This window comes from Lactobacillus sp. 3B(2020), assembly GCF_013487845.1.
Taxonomy (GTDB): domain Bacteria; phylum Bacillota; class Bacilli; order Lactobacillales; family Lactobacillaceae; genus Limosilactobacillus; species Limosilactobacillus alvi.
On record NZ_CP047410.1, the window covers coordinates 1,668,544 to 1,693,219 of the forward strand.

Annotated in this window: 17 protein-coding genes, 1 other RNA gene and 1 pseudogene; 9 read left to right on the forward strand and 10 right to left on the reverse strand. The window is 41.4% G+C overall.

Annotated elements, in window-relative coordinates; genetic code table 11:
- Positions 1-26 precede the first annotated feature (26 nt).
- The 3 genes from uvrA to GTO83_RS08475 form a co-directional block, all read right to left on the reverse strand.
- Complete coding sequence (gene uvrA / locus GTO83_RS08465; protein WP_180870396.1) at positions 27-2,876, reverse strand: excinuclease ABC subunit UvrA; 2,850 nt, start codon at positions 2,874-2,876, stop codon at positions 27-29.
- Entirely contained in the window at positions 2,866-4,902 is a 2,037-nt protein-coding gene (gene uvrB, locus GTO83_RS08470; protein WP_180870398.1) for an excinuclease ABC subunit UvrB, read from the reverse strand. The genes uvrA and uvrB overlap by 11 nt, the downstream gene beginning before the upstream one ends.
- A 138-nt stretch (positions 4,903-5,040) precedes the next feature.
- Positions 5,041-6,012 (reverse strand): LacI family DNA-binding transcriptional regulator, encoded by a 972-nt coding sequence (locus GTO83_RS08475; RefSeq protein ID WP_180870400.1) that lies wholly within the window; start codon positions 6,010-6,012, stop codon positions 5,041-5,043.
- A 150-nt stretch (positions 6,013-6,162) separates the two neighbouring features.
- Between GTO83_RS08475 and GTO83_RS08480 the strand changes: the two genes are divergently transcribed.
- The gene (locus tag GTO83_RS08480; protein WP_180870402.1) at positions 6,163-7,857 is read left to right on the forward strand and encodes an alpha-glucosidase; all 1,695 of its coding nucleotides are present in this window, start codon (positions 6,163-6,165) and stop codon (positions 7,855-7,857) included.
- Between the two features lie 4 nt (positions 7,858-7,861).
- Complete coding sequence (locus GTO83_RS08485) at positions 7,862-9,199, forward strand: SLC45 family MFS transporter (protein WP_180870404.1); 1,338 nt, start codon at positions 7,862-7,864, stop codon at positions 9,197-9,199.
- Positions 9,200-9,337: 138 nt separating this feature from the next.
- Here the strand turns inward: GTO83_RS08485 and GTO83_RS08490 are convergent, their stop codons facing one another.
- The 5 genes and pseudogenes from GTO83_RS08490 to GTO83_RS08510 form a co-directional block, all read right to left on the reverse strand.
- Positions 9,338-10,756, reverse strand: coding sequence for a YfcC family protein (locus tag GTO83_RS08490; protein ID WP_180870406.1), 1,419 nt, complete (start codon positions 10,754-10,756; stop codon positions 9,338-9,340).
- 507 nt (positions 10,757-11,263) lie between these two features.
- Positions 11,264-12,442 (reverse strand): hypothetical protein, encoded by a 1,179-nt coding sequence (locus tag GTO83_RS08495; protein ID WP_180870407.1) that lies wholly within the window; start codon positions 12,440-12,442, stop codon positions 11,264-11,266.
- A 175-nt stretch (positions 12,443-12,617) separates the two neighbouring features.
- Positions 12,618-13,481: pseudogene (locus GTO83_RS08500) on the reverse strand (GRP family sugar transporter).
- Positions 13,482-13,657: 176 nt separating this feature from the next.
- A complete protein-coding gene (locus GTO83_RS08505; RefSeq protein WP_180870409.1) occupies positions 13,658-15,181 on the reverse strand; it encodes a HAMP domain-containing sensor histidine kinase in 1,524 nt (507 codons plus the stop codon).
- 3 nt (positions 15,182-15,184) lie between these two features.
- Entirely contained in the window at positions 15,185-15,904 is a 720-nt protein-coding gene (locus GTO83_RS08510; protein ID WP_180870411.1) for a response regulator transcription factor, read from the reverse strand.
- Positions 15,905-16,023: 119 nt separating this feature from the next.
- On the opposite strand from GTO83_RS08510, the gene ssrA reads away from it, so the two are divergent.
- Positions 16,024-16,400: a transfer-messenger RNA gene (ssrA, locus tag GTO83_RS08515) on the forward strand.
- Positions 16,401-16,445: 45 nt separating this feature from the next.
- Here ssrA and GTO83_RS08520 read toward each other — a convergent pair.
- A complete protein-coding gene (locus GTO83_RS08520) occupies positions 16,446-18,188 on the reverse strand; it encodes an IS1182 family transposase (protein WP_180870412.1) in 1,743 nt (580 codons plus the stop codon).
- Between the two features lie 847 nt (positions 18,189-19,035).
- Here GTO83_RS08520 and GTO83_RS08525 point away from each other — a divergent pair.
- The 6 genes from GTO83_RS08525 to GTO83_RS11000 all read left to right on the forward strand — a co-directional run bounded on the left by GTO83_RS08525 (position 19,036) and on the right by GTO83_RS11000 (position 23,604).
- Positions 19,036-19,713 (forward strand): IS607 family transposase, encoded by a 678-nt coding sequence (locus GTO83_RS08525; RefSeq protein WP_180870414.1) that lies wholly within the window; start codon positions 19,036-19,038, stop codon positions 19,711-19,713.
- Positions 19,640-20,803, forward strand: coding sequence for an RNA-guided endonuclease TnpB family protein (locus GTO83_RS08530; RefSeq protein ID WP_180870415.1), 1,164 nt, complete (start codon positions 19,640-19,642; stop codon positions 20,801-20,803). Before GTO83_RS08525 ends, GTO83_RS08530 begins: the two co-directional genes overlap by 74 nt.
- Positions 20,804-20,998: 195 nt before the next feature.
- Positions 20,999-21,481 carry an ABC transporter permease gene (locus GTO83_RS08535; protein ID WP_180870417.1) on the forward strand — a complete coding sequence of 161 codons (483 nt, stop codon included), beginning with the start codon at positions 20,999-21,001 and terminating at the stop codon, positions 21,479-21,481.
- A gap of 1 nt (position 21,482) precedes the next feature.
- Positions 21,483-22,805, forward strand: coding sequence for a glycosyltransferase (locus GTO83_RS08540; protein ID WP_180870419.1), 1,323 nt, complete (start codon positions 21,483-21,485; stop codon positions 22,803-22,805).
- Positions 22,798-23,184 carry a hypothetical protein gene (locus tag GTO83_RS10995; RefSeq protein WP_255463117.1) on the forward strand — a complete coding sequence of 129 codons (387 nt, stop codon included), beginning with the start codon at positions 22,798-22,800 and terminating at the stop codon, positions 23,182-23,184. Before GTO83_RS08540 ends, GTO83_RS10995 begins: the two co-directional genes overlap by 8 nt.
- 12 nt (positions 23,185-23,196) lie before the next feature.
- Entirely contained in the window at positions 23,197-23,604 is a 408-nt protein-coding gene (locus GTO83_RS11000; RefSeq protein ID WP_255463202.1) for an EAL domain-containing protein, read from the forward strand.
- Positions 23,605-23,673: 69 nt separating this feature from the next.
- Here the strand turns inward: GTO83_RS11000 and GTO83_RS08550 are convergent, their stop codons facing one another.
- A complete protein-coding gene (locus GTO83_RS08550; RefSeq protein ID WP_180870421.1) occupies positions 23,674-24,561 on the reverse strand; it encodes a LysR family transcriptional regulator in 888 nt (295 codons plus the stop codon).
- Positions 24,562-24,676 lie beyond the last annotated feature (115 nt).

Genomic DNA, 24,676 nt, shown 5'->3' on the forward strand with positions numbered 1-24,676 from the left:
AAATAGGGCAACCAAGCGTTTGGCTACTACTTTGCTTCTGCCCGTTCCTTATCCCGTTCCAACATCTTCTTGAGGTATTGACCGGTATAAGATTCAGCAACTTGGGCAACTTCTTCAGGAGTCCCCGTGGCAACAATTTGACCACCGGCTTCGCCCCCTTCGGGACCAAGGTCAATAAGATAGTCAGCAGACTTCACCACGTCAAGATCGTGTTCGATGACCAAGACGGTATTGCCAGCATTAACTAACCGTTGGAGGACTGCTAATAAGCGCCGAATATCCGCCATGTGAAGACCGGTCGTTGGTTCATCCAAAATGTAGAAACTCTTGCCATGCGATTGGCGGTGTAATTCACTGGCCAACTTCATCCGTTGAGCTTCCCCACCAGAAAGGGTTGTCGCTGGTTGACCAAGACGAACGTAACCAAGGCCAACATCTTCAATTGTTTGCAGCTTACGACGAATCTTTGGAATCGCGCTAAAGAAGTCAAGGGCTTCACTTACCGTCATATCAAGAATTTGCGCGATATTCTTTCCCTTGTATTCGACTTCTAGGGTTTCGGAGTTATACCGGGTCCCATGACAAACTTCACATGGTACATAAACGTCAGGTAAGAAGTTCATCTCGATCTTGATAATTCCATCCCCATGACAGGCTTCACAGCGGCCCCCCTTAACATTGAAACTGAAGCGGCCCTTACTGTAACCCCGGACCTTAGCAGCATTAGTTTGGGCAAAGAGGTCACGGATGTCATCAAAAACCCCAGTGTAGGTTGCTGGGTTACTCCGTGGGGTCCGGCCAATTGGCGACTGGTCAATATCAATGATCTTTTCAATATTTTCTAGTCCCGCGATTGACTTGTATTTCCCGGGCTTTTCTGAATTATGATTGAGCTTTTGCGCTAAAATCCGCTTCAAAATTTGGTTAACCAAGGTTGACTTCCCAGAGCCCGAAACCCCGGTCACGCAAATAAAGTCACCTAGCGGGAACTTGACCGTCAGATTCTTCAAGTTATTTTCACTCGCCCCAGTTAAGGTAATGAATTTTCCATTACCAGGCCGCCGAGTTGCAGGGACTTCGATTTGTTGCTTACCGGATAAGAATTGCCCGGTTAAGGACTTCCGCGACCGCATAATTTGCTTGGGGGTCCCGGCGGCCATTACTTGACCACCCTTTTCTCCAGCGCCGGGACCAATGTCGACAATGTAATCCGCTGCTAACATCGTATCTTCATCGTGTTCAACAACAATTAGGGTATTCCCCAGGTCACGCATCTTCTTTAAGGAAGCAATCAAACGGTCATTATCCCGTTGATGGAGTCCAATTGATGGTTCATCCAAGACGTACATCACCCCAGAAAGATTGGAACCGATTTGGGTCGCTAACCGAATCCGCTGGGCTTCCCCACCAGAGAGGGTCCGCGCTGCTCGACTAAGGGTTAAATAATCAACCCCGACATTTTGCATGAACGTAAGGCGGTCAATGATTTCCTTTAAAATAGGCCGGGCAATCTCTACCTTCGCTTCGCTTAAATCAAGGCCCTTAAAGAAGGTTAATTCCTTGCTGATTGGTAGTTCACTAACTTCCCCAATATTTTGATCGTTAATCTTCACCGCTAAAGCCCGGTCATTTAACCGGTACCCATGGCAAACCGGACATGGTAATTCTGCCATGTACTTCCGCATTTGTTCCCGGGTAAAATCCGAATTAGTTTCCCGGTAACGGCGACTAACGTTGTTAATGACGCCTTCAAAAGGAACATCCACATCCCGGACCCCACCAAAATCGTTTTCGTAATGGAAGTGGAATAACTTATCACCATTCCCGTAAAGTAGCTGGGTCTGTTGCTTCTTTGGTAACTTCTTAAATTGGGTATCCATGTCAATCCCAGCCGATTGGCAGAATTGAGCTAACATTTCTGGATAGTACTTGGAAGAAATTGGATTCCAAGGTTCTAAGGCCCCTTGGTTGAGCGTCTTTCCCCGATCTGGAATAACGAGATCTTCATCGACTTCTAATTTGGAACCTAGCCCTTCACAAGCTGGGCAAGCACCAATTGGAGCATTGAAAGAGAAGAGCCGGGGTTCAAGTTCACCAACCGTAAAACCACAAATTGGGCAAGCGTATTGTTCAGAGAAAAAGAGCGGATCCCCACCAATTACATCCGCAATCGCGTAACCACTGCTAAGGCGAAGGGCCGCTTCAAAAGAATCAAAGAGCCGTGAACGGACGCCGGCTTTGATCACAATCCGGTCAACGACAACGTTTACCTGGTGCTTCTTATTCTTATCAAGTTCTGGTAATTCCTCAACATCATAAATCTCACCATCAACTTGAACCCGGACAAAACCATCTTTTTTAATTTGGTCAAAGGTCTTCTTTTGGGTTCCTTTTTTATCCCGGACCACTGGAGCAAGAATTTGTAACTTCGTTCGTTCGGGTAGTTCTAAGACTCGGTTAACCATTTGTTCTGGCGATTGACTAGAAATTGGAATGTGGTCATTCGGACAAATTGGGGTTCCCACCCGGGCCCAGAGCAGCCGGAGAAAATCGTTAATTTCAGTCACCGTCCCCACGGTTGACCGCGGGTTATGAGAAGTGGTTTTCTGGTCAATGGAAATTGCTGGTGATAAGCCTTCAATCGAATCAACATCTGGTTTATCCATTTGCCCTAAAAATTGGCGGGCATAGGCAGATAGGCTTTCCACGTAGCGACGCTGGCCTTCCGCATAAAGCGTATCAAAGGCCAAGGAACTTTTCCCCGATCCTGAAAGACCGGTAATTACCACCAGCTTATTTTTGGGAATCGTTACGTCAATGTTTTTTAAGTTGTGAGCGCGGGCGCCCTTAATGACGATCTTTTCATTACTTGCCACGAGTTTTATTCCCCTTTCCTTTTTGTTGCGCCGTTAGTTCCATGATCGTATCCCGGAGTGTGGCCGCTTGTTCAAAGTCCAGGCGCTTAGCAGCCGACCGCATCTGATCGGTTAATTCGGCTAACATCTGCTTTTGTTCACTAACCTTTAACTTGGCAAAGTCGTCGGCCGTAAATTCAGCGGATTGATCTGTTTCATCATCTTCAACCTTCTTAACCGCTGAGATCACTTCTTGAATTGGTTTAATAATCGTCTTCGGTGTAATGCCATGTTTCTTGTTATAAGCTTCCTGGATTTTCCGCCGCCGTTTAGTTTCATCAATCGCCTTTTGCATTGATTCGGTTACCGTGTCAGCGTACATAATAACCGCCCCATTTGCGTTCCGGGCCGCCCGCCCAATCGTTTGGATCAAGGACCGCTCATTCCGCAAGAATCCTTCTTTGTCGGCATCCAGAATCGCCACTAAGGAAACTTCTGGAATATCCAACCCTTCCCGTAAAAGGTTGATCCCAACCAGGACGTCAAATTTCCCGAGCCGCAGATCCCGAATAATCTGCGTCCGTTCTAAAGTCTTGATATCAGAGTGGAGATACTTCACCTTCAAACCCAGGTCTTTGAGGTAGTCGGATAAGTCTTCTGACATCTTCTTGGTTAAGGTAGTGATAAGGACCCGTTCGTGTTTTTCGATCCGCTTGTTAATCTCCCCTACCAAATCATCAATTTGACCCATGATTGGCCGGACTTCAATTGTTGGATCAAGCAAGCCGGTTGGCCGAATAATTTGTTGGACAACGTGGTCCGTCTGGGCCTCTTCGTATGGTCCGGGCGTGGCTGACATATAAATTACTTGGTTAACATGCTTTTCAAACTCGGCTAACTTCAGTGGCCGGTTATCTAAAGCCGAAGGAAGCCGGAAACCGTAGTCAATCAATTGTTGCTTCCGGGCCCGGTCCCCGTTGTACATCCCCCGGACTTGGGGCATCGTTTGGTGCGATTCATCGACGATTAATAAGAAATCCTTCGGAAAGAAATCAAGCAAGGTGTACGGTGGTTCACCTGGCTTCCGGCGATCCATATACCGGGAATAATTTTCAATTCCGTTGGTGTAACCCATTTCTCGCATCATTTCAATATCATAGGTTGTCCGTTGCTTAATCCGTTCAGCTTCAAGGAGCTTACCTTCTTTGGTAAATTTTTCAACCTGCTTATTCATGTCGGCTTCAATTTCTGGCAAGGCTAAGTCCATGATCTCATCACTGGTTAAGAAGTGGGTCGCCGGGAAGATCGAAACATGTTCTAAGTCACCAAATACTTCACCGGTTAAGGCATCGACTTCCCGAATGCGGTCGATCTCATCCCCAAAAAACTCAATCCGCAAAGCCTTCTCTTCCCGAGAAGCAGGGAAAACTTCAACCACATCACCGCGCACCCGGAAGCGGCCCCGTTGGAAATCAATATCATTGCGGTCAAATTGAATCGTTACTAATTCCCGCAACAAGCGGTCACGGGAGATTTCTTGCCCTACCCGCAAAGATACCACGTGGTTTTGATATTCCGCCGGGGACCCTAATCCAAAGATACTAGAAACTGAAGCGACAACAATCACATCGTTACGTTCTAACAACGATGAAGTTGCCGAGTGCCGAAGTTGGTCAATTTCATCGTTAATTGAAGCGTCCTTTTCAATATAGGTATCACTTGATGGTACGTAGGCTTCCGGTTGGTAGTAATCATAATAAGAAACAAAATACTCCACCGCATTGTGGGGAAAAAACTTCTTCATTTCCCCATATAGCTGCCCAGCAAGGGTCTTGTTATGGGAAAGAATCAAAGTTGGTTTATTGACGTTTTTAATCACATTGGAGATGGTAAAGGTCTTCCCGGTCCCCGTTGCCCCCAAGAGAATTTGGGCATGTTCACCCTTTTTAATTCCCCTGGTTAATTGTTCAATTGCTTCTGGCTGATCACCCGTTGGTTGGTAATCTGAAACGAGATCAAACTGCTGATCCGCTTGCCGATAGATCATGCCCGAATACCCCCTCTAATCGTCTAATTATCCTATCTATTTTAGCACGGTGTACTTTTTGTAAGAAGAAATTTGTAAGATGCCCAAAAACAAAAAAGTCCAGAAAATTCCCTTGCACAGCAATTCAATAAAATCCATCTACCGTTTCGGTACTGATCCTCGCTCTTTGATCCGATACGGCAGATTAACTGAGCTGTTATCTTGACTATTTAAAACTTCAATTGCTAATTTACCCATCTCTTTAAATGGTTGATCAATTGTCGTGATTCCAGGGTATACCATACCGGAAATTTGAGAATTATCGAAGCCTAAAACTGCCAATTGCTCAGGAATTTTAATACCATTCTCTTGAGCAACATAAATGACACCTGCGGCAGCATCATCACTAGCAGCAAATATAGCCTCAGGAAGATCTGAACTTGATAGAAATTTATTAAATGCCTTCTTACCGGCGGAAAAAGAATAATCACCAGCAATGACCAATGGCTTTAACCCGGCCTTCTTCATTTCTGTTTGATAACCCTTAATCCGTTGTTGCCCAGTCTGTGAATCATTAGGATCAACTGCTACTAAAGCAATTTTCTGATACCCATGATCAATTAGATACTGCGTACCAGCTAACGTTGCTTGATAATTATTGATAGAAATTGTTGGTCTCTTTGGAACATTAACCCCTAATGAAACAAGTGGTAATTTTAACTGGTCGAGCAGTTTTAAATTTTCTTTATCAAACTGCACAGAAATCGATATTATTCCTGCTACTTGCCGCCCAACCATCAAATTCAAACATGCTTTCAATCGATCTGAATCACTCAATCCGCAATGAGCTAGCAAAATTCGACTTCCATGTTGATAAGACCAATCTTCAATACTATCAATAATTGGAGCTGCAAAACTTGTAGTTGCATTGGTAACAATTACTCCGATCAGATTTGAAGTTTGGGCTACTAGATTTACGGCAGCCTCATTTTTTTGATAGTGAAGTTCACGTGCTATTTTCTCAATTCGACGACGTGTTTTCTCACTATAACCACCACTATGGTTTAAAACTCGAGAAACTGTTGAAGGCGTGACTTGTGCCAATTTAGCAATGTCTTTGATTGTGCCCATCAGAGTCCTCCTTTCAAAAAAGCATTGACTTTTAATATCATTGTTATATAATTCATCGTGAAAGCGGTTACTGAATACCGTTTTTATTATTTTACAATTTACGCAAACGTTTGAGTAGTATTTATTTTATTTTTTAAGGAATGATGATTCATGGCATACAAACCTAAATTATGGTGGCAAAACGCCGTCGTATATCAAGTTTATCCACGGAGCTTTCAAGACAGTAATCATGATGGTATTGGTGATTTAAAAGGCATTATTAACCGTCTTGACTATATAAAAAAACTTGGTGCTGACATTATCTGGCTCAATCCAATTTATCGCTCACCAAACATTGATAACGGCTATGACATTAGTGACTATCGAGCAATCGATCCAACATTTGGCTCTCTGGACGATTTCAAAGAATTGCTGACAGCTGCCCATCACCGAAAACTAAAGATTATGATGGATCTAGTAGTTAATCACTCTTCGGACGAAAACGAATGGTTTAAACAAAGTCGGCAAGGAAAAGAAAATCCTTATCGCGATTACTATATTTGGCGTGATCCAGTGGACGGACACGCGCCAACCAACTGGGGATCTTACTTTTCAGGTTCAGCTTGGCAATTTGATGAAAAAAGTGGACAATACTACCTCCACTTATTCGCAACCAAGCAACCCGACCTGAACTGGGAAAACCAATCAGTTCGTCATTCAGTATACAACATCATGAATTGGTGGGCCGATCTTGGGGTTGATGGATTCCGAATGGATGTTATCAATTTAATTTCCAAACCAGCTGTTTACCAAGATGGTGAAATCCCAGCTGGTGGTGAATATGCAAACGTTGAACCAATTATTTCTAATGGTCATCGAGTGCACGAATTTCTTCAAGAAATGCATCAAGCCGTTATGGCTAAGCATGATTTAGTAACGGTTGGTGAAACTCCAAATGCTTCAACGGAAGATGCTAAAAAGTATGCTAACCTCAATCAATCAGAATTAAACATGGTCTTTGAATTTGAACATGTTGGTTTAGATGCTAATCCTAACCCTACTTTGGGAAAATGGAGTGATAAAAAGGTTAGCCTATCTGCATTAAGAAATAATTTTGTTAAATGGCAAACTCAACTTAGTGGTAAAGCTTGGAACTCACTTTATTGGAATAATCATGACCAGCCGCGAGTCGTTTCTCGCTTTGGTAACGACGATCCAAAATATCGTGTTGTCTCAGCTAAGATGCTTGCCACAATGCTACATTGTCTTCAAGGAACTCCATATATTTATGCCGGTGAAGAATTAGGAATGACTAATTCAAAATTCAATTCTCTATCTGATTACCGTGACTTGGAGAGCCTGAATGCTTACCATCAATTAGTTGAAGAAGAACATTTGGTTGACGATTCAACAATGCTTAAGTATTTAGCTGCCCATTCCCGTGACAATGCCCGGACACCGATGCAATGGGATGATAGTAAGAATGCTGGCTTCTCTGATGTTACTCCTTGGATAAGTGTCAACCCCAACTACCCAAAAATTAATGCAAAAGCAGCTCTCGCTGACCCAACATCAATCTTCTACTATTACCAAAAATTAATTCAGCTTCGTCATAACCTGCCAGTAATGACAGAAGGTAACTTTGCTCTAGTCAGCGGGAATGAATCTGACGATCAAGTCTTTGCATACACTCGTAGCGATGGGAACACAACTTTGTTAGTAATTACTAATTTCACTAAAGCAACCATCGTTCGTAAATATGCTGCGGGTCAAGGTACGCTACTATTGAGCAACTACGAAGATGATCAAGGAGAGACGCTCCGCCCGTATGAAGCAAAGATATATCAATTTAGTTCAAAGGAGTAGCAACATGAAAGACAATAAAACTACTACTGGGTTACCTAACCTTCCCTTAAGCACTCTTTTTGCCATGACCTTTGGTTTTTTTGGCGTTAACATGGCATTCTCTTTACAAAGTTCTCAAATGGGACGTATTTTCCAAACAATTGGTGCCGATCCAACTAAACTTGGCTTTTTCTTCATTTTACCTCCATTGATGGGCATGATCGTTCAACCACTTGTCGGTAAATATTCTGATTTAACCTGGAATCGCTTTGGACGGCGGATGCCTTATCTATTAGTTGGTGCACCAATTGCAGCGCTAGTCTTAATTCTCCTACCTAATGCTGGTTCATTTGGATTTGGCTATGGCTCATTGGCAGCATTGTGGTTTGGAGCGATTGCCGTCCTATTCATGGATCTTTCTTCCAACGTCTGCATGCAACCATTTAAAATGATTATTGGTGACATGGTTAACGAAGATCAAAAAGACTTTGCATGGTCTTGGCAACAAATTTTCTCCAATTTAGGAGGAATTCTTGCAACTTTAATGCCTTTTATTATGACATTCTTGGGTGTTGCCAATACAGCTAAAAAGGGTTCTCTCCCTCACTCAGTTATTTGGACCTTCTACCTTGGTGCAGTTGTACTCCTTTTAACTAGTATTTTTACTTTGGTTAAAGTGCATGAATATAATCCTCAGGAATATGCTAAATACCACGGGGTTGACGTTACTGCCAATCAAAAAAAGCTAAGTTTTGCTACTTTACTGAAAACAGCACCAAAAGCTTTTTGGCAAATTTCTTTGGTTCAAATGTTTTGCTGGTTTGCATTTCAATATCTCTGGACTTATGGTACTGGTGCCATAGCTAAAAATGTATGGAATGTAACCGATCCATCTACATCCGGCTATCAAGCTGCTGGTAATTGGTTTGGTGTACTTTCAGCCGTTCAATCCATTGCTGCAGTTCTATGGGGGATGGTCTTATCCAAAACTAAACCGTTCCAACGTAAGGTAATGTATCGTTTAGGCTTAATCTTAGGTGGACTTGGCTTCATATCTATCTTCTTTATCCATGATAAGATGCTACTCATTTTCTCCTTTGCTCTAATTGGAATTGGCTGGATTTCTATGAATTCTATTCCATTTGCTTTGCTAACAACAGCCCTCGCTGGTAAACACGAAGGAGCATATTTGGGACTATTCAACTGTAGTATTTGTTTACCTCAAATTATTGCCTCGGTTGCTAGTTTTGCAATCTTCCCGCTAATTGGCAAGTCTATGCCAGGAATGCTTTTATTAGCCGGAATTGTAATTGCTTGTGGGGCATTATTTGTCGGACAAATTCAAGAACAACCAAATGCCTAATCAAACTATCTGTCAAAAAAGGTTGGGAATTTTTCTCCCAACCTTTTTTGTTTTAAACCATAATCGTTTTCACTCATTTTTAAAATCAAAAAGCCACTAACCAACCCAGGTTAGTGACTTCATCTATTTCGCTGATTGCTAATTCATTAATACTTCACCAACCAAGAGGGCACCCCCAAAGACGAGGACAAAGACCACCACTGGCCAAACAAAGCGAAGCCAGTGGGAGTACTTCATATCAAGCATTTGCAGGGTCGCCATAACTAACCCAGTTGGAGCTAAGAAGAGCATTGCATACTGTCCAAATTGATAAGCAGTAACCACGACATAACGAGGAATCTGCACCGTATCGGCCAGCGGAGCCATGATTGGCATGGCGAGTACCGCTAAACCAGATGAAGATGGCACAATGAAACCAAGAACGAAAAAGATCAGCATCATCATGATAATAAACATTGAACCGCTCATGTGTTGGACTAACTTCGTCGATTCATACAGGATGGTATCGGAAATGTACCCGTTGTTCAAAACCAAATTGATCCCCCGGGCAAGTCCGATGATCATTGAAACTCCAACCAGGCTGGCTGAACCATTAGTAAAGGCGTCAACAACTCGTTTTTCACCCAGGCCATTTTTACCAAAGCAGTTCAAGAAAATGATGATAATCGCAATCGTCAAGAAGGAAGCAGCCATATTAGGAAAACCCCAGCCCTTGGCCATGACGCCCCAGATCATTAGCGGAAAGGCCACCGCAAAGAGGGTTAAAGTAACCTTCTTTTTCCAATCAAAGTCTGGTGAAACAGCATCACTCTCCATTGACCACATGGCATCAAAGGATTCATGATCTTCATAAGTATAAGAGGAACTCGGATCTTTTTGGATCTTCCGCGCATACCAGTGAAGGTAAAGGATCACAAAGATTCCGGCCACTACTAAACCAATACCCCGGCCGATCAAACCTTGGGTAAAGTTCGTTCCGGCGGCGTTGGAAGCAATGACGACTGAGAAGGGGTTAATCGTTGAGAAGGTCGTCCCAATCGAACTAGCCAGGAAGATCGCCCCAACACAGACAATTGAGTCATACCCCATCGCAAGAAAGACCGGAACGAGGATTGGGTAGAAGGCTACCGCTTCTTCTTCAATTCCACACAAAGTTCCCCCAAGCACGAAGATAAAAATCATAATGTCAACAGCCTGCATGGTCCCATTAACCATACTGGTAAAAATACTATAAATGCTAGCTGGGTGTTGCTTGAGCCGTTGGTAGGTATTTGGAATCGAAACCGGCTTTGAAATCGCCCCGGACTTAAATTGTTGGATGTCGATCTTAACGTTCAACTTATCCAAGGTCGCTTGCGTTGCCGGTAAACTTTCCTTCGCTCCAGAAGGTTTCGTTACTTGTAAATGATTATTAGTATACTGAAGCTTGGAGTAACTCCCGGTTGGCACTACCCACGTCAGCATGACCGCAATCACCGTCAAGAAGAATAAAATTGTAAAGGCACCGGGCATCTTTAACCGCCAACGGTGCTTTTGTGGTGTCGCAGTTGAATCCATTTGAATCCCCCCTATTACTTACACACACTGCAACTACATCCACAACTATTTTAGAAAGCGTTCTCAACATTCTTCTATCGGTACTTGATTAATTCTTATTTTTTTATTTTGTTTGGCAATAGCAACCACTTTGCAGGCCTTCAACTTCAAAAAAATTCAAGAAGCATCAAGTAATCCTAAAAAGTCACCGTTTGTCTGGAAACGGTGGTATGAACCAAATTACTTGGTATCTGTATCCCCCGAATTTGATCATCCAGCCGCCATCCCCTTGTCTACAGCTCCGGCGCCGCTAAGAAATTTCTAGACGGTTCTGAGAGAAAGCAAAAGCCGGAGTGAACTTTGCTTATAGCAAATTTACTCCGGCTGACGTATCGATAAAAACCGTCCTTTAAGTGGGCTAGCCAACTTCTTTGACGTCTTACCTATTTTGGCACAGTATACTTTTGTAAGAAAGAATTTGCTGAAGATGAAAAAAGTAGCTTGAATTTTTCCTCGCTACGTTTAACCTTAAAATTCATCTATATCATCTAACACTGTAAGACGAGCATCTTGATACTCATTCCCAAAGTTATCAATATCTCCAGCAGGAGGGTTGACAGTAATAATATAAAATTTCTTTAAATCTTTATAATACTGATGATAAGTTTCATAGTCTGAACTGCCACTATCTTCTAAAACCTTTAGTTCACTTTGTAACAAAATTAAATCTAATTTTGCAGTATTCAAATCTTTCTTGTGTTTCTCTTGGACATTTTCCAATGTACTATCTATACTGCCACCAACTCCTGAATCATTTTCGTTTGACCAAGTATTATACTCATCGACCCCAATATTATCAATAGCTTCAGTAGCTTCTTGATAGTATTCCTCAAAATGTCGAATTACTCTATCCGCTTCAATTTTAGCCTGATGCTTTTTCCAAGCTGCTGATTTTTTCACATAAGTATAATCACTATCGGTTTTTCCGTTTTTGGTAACTTTAACAACCCATTTGCCGGGCGTCTGTGCAGTAAACTCAAAATAGCCATCACTATCTGCATGTTCTGCTGGAGTCTCTTCACTCCCGTTAAGGTAGGTACGGACTTTTGAGTTTGGAGTTGCATATCCACTTACAACAGCACTACGTTTGCCTAACTTAACGGAATAATCATTTGTCCGAATATGAGCAGTATTAATATTTACATAGTTTCCAAACAGATAAAGGATAATTCCCGCAACAATTGTAATTGCCAGCATTAAGCCACGAAATCCATACTTAAACTTAATTTCTTTTTTATAGAAAATTTTGAAGTAAATCCAAAGAATCCCGATGATAATATACTCAATGTATATCCAACTTGAGTAATCAAAAACAATCATTAACCCAGCTAAGATAAATGAAAGTCCTACCGCCCATTCATTTACCCGCTTTTCAAAAACAGCCGGTTTCTTGATCCCAATTAAATTAACAATCGTTACCAAGACAATTAAATTACCAGCTAAAACATTTGCATCAGTTGTAAACCATGCAAAAGCGTAAAAAACGTAAAGTATAATTGCTAGAATAGCGTATTGCCAGTTATTAATTAATTGCTTCGTACGTTCCTTTTTGGATCGCTTAGTGACTAAAAACGTAATTCCCCAAGTTACTAACAGTGCTGCTCCAAGGACCAACAAATTAGTTCCAGAGTAGTACAAGTTATACATAAAATCCTCCCGTTTTCGTTACATCCCATTTAAGTTATGCAACATCTTTTGTTTAGTCATTTAAAAAAATGACTAAACCATCATATCGTATTGTGCAAATAATAACAATAAAAATTTAAAAAAAGCAAGGAAGCTCATTCTTAAAAGAACGCGTTTCCTTGCTTTAATTTTTTAATTAGGCAAAAATTGTGCAGATACTGCCAATCACAATCAGCGCAATTCCGCCAACGGTAAACTTCATTTCTTTAGCACTCTTGTGTTCGTGAAGGAGTAAGATCCCCCCGAAGGTAGCGATAATCACGTTTAACTGCGTGAAAATAAAGGCCGTATTACTTCCCAGTTACCGAGCCGCAAAAATATAAGCAAACGCAGCGATCCCCCAGGAGAGCCCACCAAGGATATTCTTGTAGTTTTCCGCTTGTTTCCAACTGGCACCTTTGGTTGCGAAGGTTGAGTAAATAGCCGCGCCAACCAAAATCCCAAGCATTTCTGGTAGGAAAACACCAACCGGATCCTCATGCTTAACTTGTGGTAAGTTTGGAAATGTGGAGTAGACCCAGTATCCGATCGTTGTAACCAATAAAAATAGGAAGTTTCCAACGGTTACCTTTTGGCTACCTTCGGCCTCATCGCTAACGGAAGTCAACAATGCACCAATTACCACAATCAATAAGGCAACGAAACCAATCATCAAGGCCTTACTTCCAGACCATTGCCCCAAAAACAGCACCCCAATGATAGAATTACCAACTAATTGGAAAACCGTGGATAACGGGATTGTTTTAGAAACTCCCATCCGTTTAAAAGACTCAAACTGACCAACTTGTCCCGTTGACCAAAGGGCCCCACAAACGAGGGAAAAAATAAAAGCAGTTGCCGAAACGTGTGGATGCATTACTAAGAAGGCTAAAATCCCAATAATTGAAGCTCCAGCCCCAATCCCAAAGATTTGGTTAGCTGAGGAACCTCCAATCTTTCCGGTAATAATCGGCATAAAGCCCCAACCAAGGGCCGGAATTAACGCAATTAAATAAGCCATAAAATAATTCTCCTATATCAAATCTCTCTAAATCTCTTTTTACTCTCAGCCTGGCAAATTGCTCGTGTATCGAAACCGTTTACACAAGACTGCACAGAAAAAGCACCGGTTGTCGCCAATCAATGCTTTTTTAGAAAACGTTTAACATTTTAACGGAAGTCAAGATTAATTGCAAATTATTTATCGCTTTCATGCTTATTTTCATGGGATTTTTTCGTTCCGGCATGCGGCGCATATTGCTGACTAGGGAAGAAAACGGTAAAGGTTGAACCCTTATTTAACTTTGATGTGACCTTAATTTTACCGCCATGTAGCGTTACTAATTGATGAACGATTGCCATCCCAATTCCCGATTCACCATAACGGGTATTCATCCGGGAACGATCAGCTTTGTAGAACCGTTCCCAAATATGCTTGATTTGCTCTTCGGTCATACCAATCCCCGTATCTTGGACACTAAATTGGGTCCCATGCGTCACCCGCTCCCCGCTAATTGTGATCTTCCCATGGTCGGTAAATTGGATCGCATTTTGAATGATATTAAAAAGGATTTGAACAAATCGGTCGTAATCAGCATAAACCCTAAGCTCAGGTGGAGCCGTCACGATCAGTTCGTCTCCCTTTTCCTGGGCCTTCTTAGCTAATTGATCCCGGAGATTTGTGATTACCGCACCGGCATCAAACATCTTCCGATCCAAGGAAATTTGGTTGGTCCGAATCTTTTCGTAACTCAAATTATCATTAACCAACCGAATTAAACGCTTGGTATCTTGCTGCATTAACTCGATACTGTGCTTTTGCTCGTCTTCTGGAATCACATCGTAAGCTAATCCTTCGAGAATCCCATTAATCGTCGTCAATGGTGTCCTCATTTCGTGAGCCGCATTGGCCAGGAGTTGTTGCCGACGCTCTTCTTGATCTTTAATTTCTTCTTGTGATTCTTGGAGGGACCGCGCCATGACGTTGAAATTATGACTCAATTCATCCAGTTCATCCTTTTGATGATTTTCAAGGTGAACGTTGTAGTCTCCTTTGGCCACTTGCCGGGTTGCCCGGTTCATCGCATCAATTCGTTGAGTTAGCGACCGGGAAACAAAGAAGGAAATGATCAAGGCAATCAAAACTGCAAATAAAAAGGAAACCAGCAAATCATTGACAATTTGATGCATATTTTGCCGCATGGTTGAAGTAAAAGAGCCAATCGTGACGGCAGCTACCAACTTACCCTTATAGAAATAGGGTTTAATGACCATGGTCATCTCTGGCGGCTCTGGTTGTTTGGAATGATTTGCTTTTGCTGTCGATTTATGAAACGAGGTTATGGAGGTTCGTTTCTGAATTGCCTTACCCTGCTTTAATTTTTGCCACTCACTATTATTAATAGTGGGGGTGTACTCCTTTTCGTTAGTATAACGTAGTTTATGTTTTCCATCGTAAATTGCAAATTTTACGTGTTGTCGCGTTAGCATCCGTGACTTGGAATCAATTTGGCTTTTTTCGATACCAATAATCTGTCCAGTTTTTTTATTAAAAATTATTTCATCATCATTAATTAAACTATCCGCATTTTGGGACAGCTGCCGCCAGGTATTTAAGTATAGGGTACGATTAGTTACCCCAATAAAAGAAATCGTTAAGGTGGTGCATAATACCACAATGACTACCAAAATCCCCAACATTTGGCGCCAAACTAATCGCATACTTTACCCCTCGATGTTAGAATCATCAAACTTATAACCAACCCCCCAAACAGTTTGGATTACCTTGGGGCCAACCTTTTCCATCTTTTGACGAAGCTTTTTAATGTGGGCATCAACCGTTCGTTCATCTCCATAAAACTCATAGTTCCAAACCAACTGAAGCAATTGTTCCCGCGTGAAAACTTGCTTAGGCTTGGAGGCTAAGGCTTTCAAAAGATCGAATTCCTTTGGCGTCAAATCATTAATTAACTTACCATTTAAGTAGGCTTCCCGGGTCTTACTATTCATTTTGAAGTGCGGTGTTTCGACATCAAAGTCGGATGCCACCTTAGAAGCCCGCTGAGTAATTTGCCCTAATTGAGTTCGCCGGTAAAGTGCCTTAATCCGCGCTACTAAAGTAATTGGGGAGAATGGTTTAGTGACGTAATCATCTGCCCCCATTTCAAGTCCCAATACCTGGTCGGATTCGGAATCCCGCGCCGTTAACATGATAATTGGCACGGTTGGTGAGATTCGGCGAATATCGGCCGCAACTTGCATCCCATCCTTTTTTGGTAAATTCAAATCCAAAAGGATAATGTCAATCTCATCCTTACCTTCTTCGTACATGGTGACAGCTGCTTCACCATCGTAAGCAAATTCAGCTTCCCAGTTTTCTTTTTTGAAGAACATTCCCATCATTTCACAGACTGATTGATTGTCTTCAACCATCAAAATTTTCATCTTTTTGGCCTCCGTTGCATGATTTTATTTAATTATACCGAGCTTTCATGATTTTTCTTTGAAATCCGCAAAGTTGAAAGAAACTTTAAGAATATGGTATAGTGTTTGTAACCTATTTTGGGGATGTTTTTTGGATTCGACGGGTATAGGTCGAGTTCTAATTGCGTTTGAAGGTGGCGCTTCTAAAAACGCTCAGTTTTTAAATTATAACTGCAAACAATAATTCACAATCATACGCCCTCGCTGCCTAACCGGTAAGCGGACGTAAATCCGGACCGGGTTCGTCCATGATGCGGTTTCGGGTTTCATTAATTAGTGGACTACGTTGTTAGCTTCAGCTGGTGGTTAGCAAAAGAGATTTTCCCAGCTCGCCTAGCATGTTTGCCTTGATTAGCGGCGTTTTGGTAGGTTAAATGCTTAAGTAGTTAATCTATGAGCGTAGAGGTTAGGATGGCGATATGCTCGGACAGGGGTTCGACTCCCCTCATCTCCATTTTTAAACTATTAAGGGATGTTGATTGGTGCTAGAAAGCCCGATAAATCAACATTCCTTATTTTTGTTAAACCACATAAAATAGTAAAAGTAATAAAACGAGAGAGGCTGGGAATTAACTATTAATTTTTGCCCCTCTAACATTAAAATCCGGACTATAATTTTTGCCTTGATCAAAAATTGTAGTCCGGATTTTCGATTATTTATGAAATTGGCCCTCCATCGGTTAATTAATTGTCCCAATTTCGTTATGTTTAATGTCATCAGGGCCAGGCCAATGTCATTTTCCACAGCCCGTTGACCACGCAAGTGAGTTCGGCGTATGCCAAAATCCCTCTTCATGTGACCAAAGACTGGCTCAACGTCGAACTTCCGTCGACGATAAATCGCCTTACCTTCGTCACTTGAGAGGGTCGCTTTCACTTTTGCTTTGTAATAATTCCAGGTCGGGTTAACCTTCATATAACGTTGCCGACCACCTGGTGTTTTCGTTAATTTATCCAATTGCGCTGACGGCTGGTGCTTATCTGCCCGATAGATTTTAAAATCACGTTTGAAACCATATTTATCGATTTGCTCACTATACCGATAAAAGCTAAAACGAACCCCTAAATGATCAATATAGTAATCATCTTCGGCGTTATACTGCCAATTTTGTGAGTTAGTTGGGTCGTTTTTAAACTTGCGCTTCTGTTCCTTTTGATAAGTTGTATAGGGAATAATAGGTTGCTTTTCAAACTGATCAAGAATCGTTGTGTAATTGTATTCACTACCATAACCTGCATCAGCGACGATATGTTTAAAGAAGCCTAAGGCATGAAATTGCTTAAGAAATGGCACTAAAGTCCTTGTATCAGTTGGGTTTGAAAATAATCCGTAATCAAGAACAAATTGCTTATGAGTGGCAATTTGTAAGTTATAGCCAGGTTTCAATTCCCGATTCATCATCGGATCTTCTTTCATACACATAAAAGTCGCATCATGATCAGTCTTGGAGTAGCTATTGCGACCTTGGAAGATATCTTCGGCATGTTCATACTTTTGGGCACGAGGAATTAAGTCGTTGCTTAGCTGGTGGCGAAGTTTTTTTAGGAAACGACGACGCCGTTTCCTAACTGAACCACCTTTGATGATTTTGGGTTCTTGCTCAATCTCTTCATCTAATTTAGTGATTTGCTCTCCGAGTTCTTGTTCCATTGTTTTCATGCCTTCGGCAGAAGTGACCAGCTCTGGCGCCATTTCTTGCACCACTCGTTTTTCCACTAATTCCTCATAAATCTTACTTGTCTTTTCCCTTAACTTAGCGTGGTACTTTTCCACTGCACGACGCCAAGTAAATGAATATTTATTGGCATCAGCTTCGACCTTGGTTCCATCAATAAAAACTGCATCATTTTGAATTAGGCCGTGATCTGTTAAAGCCATGGTAAAGTAGACAAAAGCACGCTTGATCAGATTACTAGCGTGCTGACTGCTCCGAAAGTTATTGATGGTGTGGTAACTATAAGTATAGTCATGGGCTAACCAACGCATTGGTAGACTCTCATCCAACATCATTTCAATCTTTCTTCCAGAATAGGTTTGACGCGAGTAGGCAAACAAGAGGATCTTAAGCATAATTGCTGGATGCGATGCAGGGCGGCCAGTAGCCGCCACCGACTCTTCCAATAGAACCTCCTGTGGAATTGAGTCGACAAATGCACTAATTAGTCGCGCAATATGGTTCTTTGGTAAATCATAGTTATAGTTTAGTACGAATTCGGTTTGCCCTATGGTATAATTTTGATACATGGAAATCGCTCCTTTTTGTTTGTTTTCGTGATAATTACATCATATCAGGAGCAACTTCCTGTGTACATAAAAACCGGATGATGAATTGTTTAAGAAATTCATCATCCGGTTTTTACTTTGGACTAGGAGTTTTTTCCCAGCCTCTCTTCTTTCATCTCCGAATGTTACTCAGTAACTAAGGTCAAAAAGCACGGCCTTAGTGGATAAGTGCGAACGAAAGGTCGATTCTAATGAATCAACCTTCGCTCTTCTTATCCCAACCAGGCCGTCAAGGAGCTTTTTTCCCAACCTCTACGTTGTTATATGTAAGTGCACCGAAAAGCCCTCGGTGCTGTGATTCTTCAAAAGGAGCTGATCATCTTGCAACGTACTTTTTAGCGCATCCCTAGCAAATTACTGCATGGTCTACTATAAGAATACGTCGCAAAGTCACCAGCCTCATTACGAATACTTCATGTACTCGATGATATTATATCACGATTTAATTAGAAAGTTGAAAATTTATGGCTAAAAACTGTGGCTAAACCACTTTCTTCACCCAGAAAATTAATAGCAATTATCTATACGGGTTCATCAACCACATTAAAACCTAAAAAACGATAAAGTTAGCTTAATATTTTAGGCTTTAATCCACATGGTTCCTGATCGCAAAGATCATGATCATCAAGAATCAATTATTTTACTTTCTCGCAAAAAAGCTAATTAATCCGCTTTCAACTGCTATAATGGAAAAGCTGAAAATTTTTACCATTTATTGAAGGGAGGAGATAACAGTTAGATTAAATATAGTCAATTATAATCAAATGTGATATAATACTCGCAGAAAGAAGAATGTGGGGCGAGTATTATGTCTAAAATATTAAAGCCAAAAGATATGGCTGAAAAATTGGGGGTTACAGTACTAACTCTCCAACGTTGGGATAATAAAGGAATTCTAAAAGCTTATCGAACACCAACCAATCGAAGATATTATACAGAAGAACAATACTTGCAATATATTGGGATGTCCGAAAATGTACAGGATCGCAAAACAGTAGCCTATGCTAGGGTTTCTACCTACGGGCAAAAGGACGACTTAAAAGATCAAATTGCCTTTATTCGTCAGTTTGTGAATGCCAAAGGTGTAATTCTTGATGAAGTTATAACTGATATTGGTAGTGGATTGAATTACAAGCGTAAGAAATGGAATCAATTACTACAAGAGGTAATGGATGACAAAATTAAGACAATTTACATTACTTATAAGGATCGTTTTGTTCGTTTCGGATATGACTGGTTTGAACAGCTATGCCAACAACACGGCACACTAATCGTAGTTATAAACAACCCAGATACAAGTCCTAATCAAGAATTAGTAGATGATTTAGTAAGTATTATTCATGTATTCTCTTACCGTCTATATGGTTTGCGAAAATATAAACGTAAGCTAGTAGCTGATAAGACTTTGAAAGATGGTGAAACAAGTGATACGCACGGAGAAGGTAAGGCTATATCCAAATCAGATGATGAAAAAGCATCTCGATGAACTATGCGACTATCGTCGCTATTGTTGGAACCAAGGGCTGGCTTTATGGAATGATATGTATGATGAATCTCTAATTATGGACAACAAAAAATTGCGTCCTAGTGAAAGAAAAGTACGTAATATTCTAGTGGCAGAGAAGGCTGACTGGCAATATGCGCTTTCAGCACGGTGCTTACAACTAGCAATTTCCGATTTGGGTAAAGCTTGGAAGAATTTCTTTGATAAAGCTCAACCAGACTGGGGTAAACCTCGTTTTAAATCTAAGAAAGCGCCTAGACAGGGCTTTAAAACTGATCGTGCCAAAATTATTAATGGCAAATTGAGATTGGATAAACCCCACGGAGTTAATGATTGGGCTGACATTAAAATGGTTGGTGCAAAATCATTAAAGGGTGATCTAAAAGTTGTTTCAGTATTTCGTGAAAATGGTAAATACTGGGCTAGTTTACCGTTAGAAGTTGAAATAGCCAAGAAAAGTAAAACTGGTAAGAAAACAGCGGTTGATATTAACGTCGGTCATTTTAACTATACCGAAGGTAAAGTTAATACTCTACCCGATCATTTAAAGAAGCTCTATAAACGCATTATGCATTATCAACGTCAGTTAGCTAGAAAGCGCACTGTCAATGGAAAGAAAGCAACTCAATCGAATAATTATGCTAAGACGAGAGCCAAGTTACAGCGTGATTATCGGCGTGTTGCCAACATTCAGCATGATATTATTCAAAAGTTTACCATTAAGCTAGTTACTGATTATGACAAAGTCGTGATTGAAGATTTAGCGGTGAAACAAATGCAGATGAGCCATGTTGCGTCTAAAGGTTTACAACGGTCGTTGTTTGGTTATTTCAGACAGGTTTTAACTTATAAATGCCAATGGTATGGTAAAGAATTACGATTGGCAGATCAATTCTATCCTAGCACCCAACGGTGTTCTCAATGTGGTTTTATCAAGACTGGCACAGATAAAGTTGGTCTTGATGGCAACAAGTTACATCATACCAAACATAATGAATATATTTGTTATGAGTGTGGTGCAGTCATGGATCGTGATGAAAATGCGGTTCAGAATCTTTTAGCTTTAGCATAAATAATACTAATGGGTGGGCTACACCCTAAAGCTATCAGAGTTAGTCAATGTCATTACCCCCCTTGTTGGGATATGGGAATACTAATGTTGACGGTAGTAAATAAAATTAAGAAAGGAAAACTATATAATTCTTTCTCAAATATAATCAAATCTAATTCATGATTATATTTGTTCACATTTTATATAGCAGTTCGCATGCATAATTACCATGATCAATTCTACGAACGGGGTCACTGGCTTTTAAAGGTCCGCCAAAGCTTAGTGGTGCTTTTGGTTTGGAGCTTGCTAGCGATTCCAATTATTATCACCGGCCTTACCTACTGGGCCTATATCACTGACGGTCGTCATGGCCACTACTTCTGGTACTATGCCGAGGGCTTCCAGGAATTAAATTTTCTCATAATTCTCCTTCTCTTTGCCTTGGGAATCACGATCGTCTTCTGCTTAACGATGGCCTATGTCCAAACTCAACGTTCGAACGGGCTCGTCGACAAGTGGCCGCTTTTTGATACTAGTGAAGAACAAGCCGACTTAGAAATGGCAGAAACCTTTATGGCCGGCCGCTTTGGCCCTGCTGAAAGCCGTCATAATGTCCACAACTACACGGTCAAAGCCGCTCAAAACCTGGCCAAGGATGAACTCAATCAAGCTATCCACCAGCCAAAGGGAGGTGAGTAAGATGGTCGCTAATATTATGAATACTACCTTTCATGCCACTTCTCCATGGGTGACGGCCCGATTGATCATCAACTTGATTCTTTGCCTTTATCCAGTGCTCGGGGCGATGTTCTGGTTCTTCGGGGCGGTTTCCTATGCCCTTTTCCGGGAAAAAGACGAATTAAAAAACTTGCCTCCTTTAAAAAAAGAGCCCTTTATCACGATCATGATTCCAGCCCATAACGAAGCCGTCGTGATCGAAGATACCCTAACTTATTTATTAACGAAGTTACATTACCACAACTACGAAGTCTTAGTGATGGACGACGGTAGTACCGATCAAACGCCAACCATCCTAGCCCGCCTTCAAACTCAATTTCCTAAACTACGCGTAATCCGCATTGAAGATAACCAAGGAAAGGCCCACGCCTTTAACATCGGGACCTTCTTTGCCAAGGGAGAATACATCCTCAGTAACGATGCCGATACCCTTCCCGAACCCGATGCCTTAACCAAGTACATGCAGTACTTCACCCAGCCACAGGGAATTAACTACGCGGCCATTACCGCCAATATGGACGTCTATAATCGAACCAGTCTCTGGGGTAAATCCCAAACCGTTGAATTCTCTAGTATCGTTGGCATTATTAAACGTAGCCAAACCGCCATTAACAACACGATGTACGCTTACAGTGGCGCCAACACAATGTATCGGAAGAGCTTTTTGATTACGGCCGGTGGTTTTCGCCAGGACCGGGCCACTGAAGACATTAGTATTGCTTGGGACCACACTTTTATGAACGTGACGCCAAAGTTTGCCCCAGACATTGTCTTCCACATGAACGTCCCTGAAACCTTCCGCGATCTTTATCGTCAACGGACACGTTGGGCCCAAGGGGGAACCGAAGTCTGGTTAACCAACTTCAAAAAGGTCCTCGGTCATCCTTGGCAATACCGCTTTGTCTTACCGATGTTTGTCGACACGACCCTGTCAATCATCTGGTCCTTCTTCTTTTGGATCACGACCATCATTTTCATGCTATTAATGACTAACTTTGCCTTCACCGGTAACTACGAACGGGTCTGGCATGGAATTGTGATGAGTATGATCTTCGTCACTTTCCAGCTAATTGCTGGCCTCTTCCAAGTCTTTGCTGCCCTGCTGCTCGACTTTAACGGGGCTAAATTGAAATACCTCATTTTTTCTCCGCTCTATCTTCTCTTTACCTGGATGATTAATCCACTGACGATTATCACTACTTTCGGTAAAGCCGTAAAAACCATCCTTGGTCACGGGAGCGGGAAATGGATTAGTCCGGAAAGAAGGTCTGGTTTAAATGGCTGATTTAGCTCATTTTCTTTTTTTAGTTTGGTTAATCTTTACGGTCATCTGTATTTTAATCTGTCTGGAAGCCCACTATCGGTACCAAAACAAACGCGGCATCGATCAAGAACGGGAGTTTACCAATCAGTACGCCTACTTTGGCCAATCCATCCACAATGTATCGGGTAAAAAGATTGGGCTTGAACTACTTTTGCGAGAATATAACCAGCAAACGCAACGGTGGCAACTTCCCCAAAACGTAGTTAACTTTCCCCTTAGTAAAATGGTCCACACAATCCACCAGATCGACCCGGCCATCACCGCTAACCTTGAGATTCTGGCTTTAAATATGACCGTCAGTCAACTAACCGATTTTCGGGCCGCCTACTTTTTCAAGTAGGTTTTAGGGATTATTAATCAACAACAACTCACTGTAGAAATTGATGCCAAGGATCTCCTTAACACTCCCCGGTACCAACAACGACATTTACAGCGTCTTTTAAAAACGCTGGATCACCACCAAATTCAAGTCACCATTGAAAACATTGATTCCTCAAAAGAAATGTACCAAAAGCTCCAAAGGTTCTTACCTGGAGTAGATTTCTTGAAGTTCCGAATTGATGCTTTTAAGAAATCCGAAAACCACTGGATTGATATCACCTTAGCCCAGTGGCAACGGCAAGCCCAAGCTAAAAACGTCAAAATCGTCGTTGGGAAGATTGAAACGCCAATCCAAGTTGAATTGGCCAACCAGCTTGCCATCCCCCTGCGGCAAGGATATGCCTATGGGCAACCAGTTACTTTAAAACCAGAAAAATAAGTTTTAACAATACTCATCGCGATAAAGATCGGGGTGAGTATTGTTATTTCCCGGGAAATTCTCAAGCGGTTAACTCTCAATGATTAATTTTACTAATTGCTTTAAAGTTGGATTATTGATTTTTGACCGATAGCAAAGCTTGAACGTAAATCGGCGTGAACGATAATCTTTAGGAATCACATATTGAATTGGCTCAGTTGGATTAGAGAAATGTTTAGCTAATTTAATAGGGTAAAAAGCAACTGCTTCTCCTAAACTAACCAGCATCTGCATTTGCTCGTACGAATTGACCCGTTGAACATCAAAAGTATGCATTTCTCGATTTAAGCTAGCTAAAAAGGCTTCTTTTAGATAGTTAGAATTTTCAGGGCTGTAGTAAATCACTGGTAAACTTTTAATGTCATTTAGACTTACCTCTGGAGCTATCCCTAATCGTTTTCCAATTCCAAATCCCATCGTATCTTCGAACAAAGTAACCGTTGAAAGGCCAAGTTCTTCAAAGTTACGTTTAAACCCGTAGTCATCCATAATCATGGCACAATCTAAATTTTCCATGATAACATCAGAAGTCAAATGCTCAATCCCTTCCTCAACCATTGTGAAGGCTGTTTCTGAAGGAAGCGCTAGCAACCGTTCACGAATTAACGCTGCATCAAACGGTGAAAAATAACCAACTTTTATTTGTCGAGTAGCCACAGCTTTATAATTTTTAACTCTTCCCACAGTATCTTCCATCATATCGATTATTAACTCACAACGTTGCCGAAAATATTCCCCAGCAGCCGTCAGCTGAATATGATTATGTTTACGAATAAAGAGCAACACCCCTAATTCTTCTTCTAATTTCTTAATTTGCTGGGAAACAGCCCGTTGACTGATAAAATTTTGATCCGCCACTTTTTGAAAGCTCCCCCACTCAACTACTTGTAAAAACAGTTTCATTGCTTGAATGTTCATCATATCCCTCCTACCCGAATTATACACTTCGGGTGGCAACGATATTGATCATACCGGTAATTTTTTCTTAATGCTAAAATTTATTTGTTCAATAATTTACAAAGTTTGACTTTGG

Excerpts from the sequence above, each read along its gene's own strand:
- uvrB (WP_180870398.1), bottom strand. The coding sequence starts at position 4,902 with ATGATCTATCGGCAAGCGGATCAGCAGTTTGATCTCGTTTCAGATTAC.
- GTO83_RS08475 (WP_180870400.1), bottom strand. The coding sequence starts at position 6,012 with ATGGGCACAATCAAAGACATTGCTAAATTGGCACAAGTCACGCCTTCA.
- GTO83_RS08480 (WP_180870402.1), top strand. The coding sequence starts at position 6,163 with ATGGCATACAAACCTAAATTATGGTGGCAAAACGCCGTCGTATATCAA.
- GTO83_RS08485 (WP_180870404.1), top strand. The coding sequence starts at position 7,862 with ATGAAAGACAATAAAACTACTACTGGGTTACCTAACCTTCCCTTAAGC.
- GTO83_RS08490 (WP_180870406.1), bottom strand. The coding sequence starts at position 10,756 with ATGGATTCAACTGCGACACCACAAAAGCACCGTTGGCGGTTAAAGATG.
- GTO83_RS08495 (WP_180870407.1), bottom strand. The coding sequence starts at position 12,442 with ATGTATAACTTGTACTACTCTGGAACTAATTTGTTGGTCCTTGGAGCA.
- GTO83_RS08505 (WP_180870409.1), bottom strand. The coding sequence starts at position 15,181 with ATGCGATTAGTTTGGCGCCAAATGTTGGGGATTTTGGTAGTCATTGTG.
- GTO83_RS08510 (WP_180870411.1), bottom strand. The coding sequence starts at position 15,904 with ATGAAAATTTTGATGGTTGAAGACAATCAATCAGTCTGTGAAATGATG.
- GTO83_RS08520 (WP_180870412.1), bottom strand. The coding sequence starts at position 18,188 with ATGTATCAAAATTATACCATAGGGCAAACCGAATTCGTACTAAACTAT.
- GTO83_RS08525 (WP_180870414.1), top strand. The coding sequence starts at position 19,036 with ATGTCTAAAATATTAAAGCCAAAAGATATGGCTGAAAAATTGGGGGTT.
- GTO83_RS08530 (WP_180870415.1), top strand. The coding sequence starts at position 19,640 with ATGGTGAAACAAGTGATACGCACGGAGAAGGTAAGGCTATATCCAAAT.
- GTO83_RS08535 (WP_180870417.1), top strand. The coding sequence starts at position 20,999 with ATGCATAATTACCATGATCAATTCTACGAACGGGGTCACTGGCTTTTA.
- GTO83_RS08540 (WP_180870419.1), top strand. The coding sequence starts at position 21,483 with ATGGTCGCTAATATTATGAATACTACCTTTCATGCCACTTCTCCATGG.
- GTO83_RS10995 (WP_255463117.1), top strand. The coding sequence starts at position 22,798 with ATGGCTGATTTAGCTCATTTTCTTTTTTTAGTTTGGTTAATCTTTACG.
- GTO83_RS08550 (WP_180870421.1), bottom strand. The coding sequence starts at position 24,561 with ATGAACATTCAAGCAATGAAACTGTTTTTACAAGTAGTTGAGTGGGGG.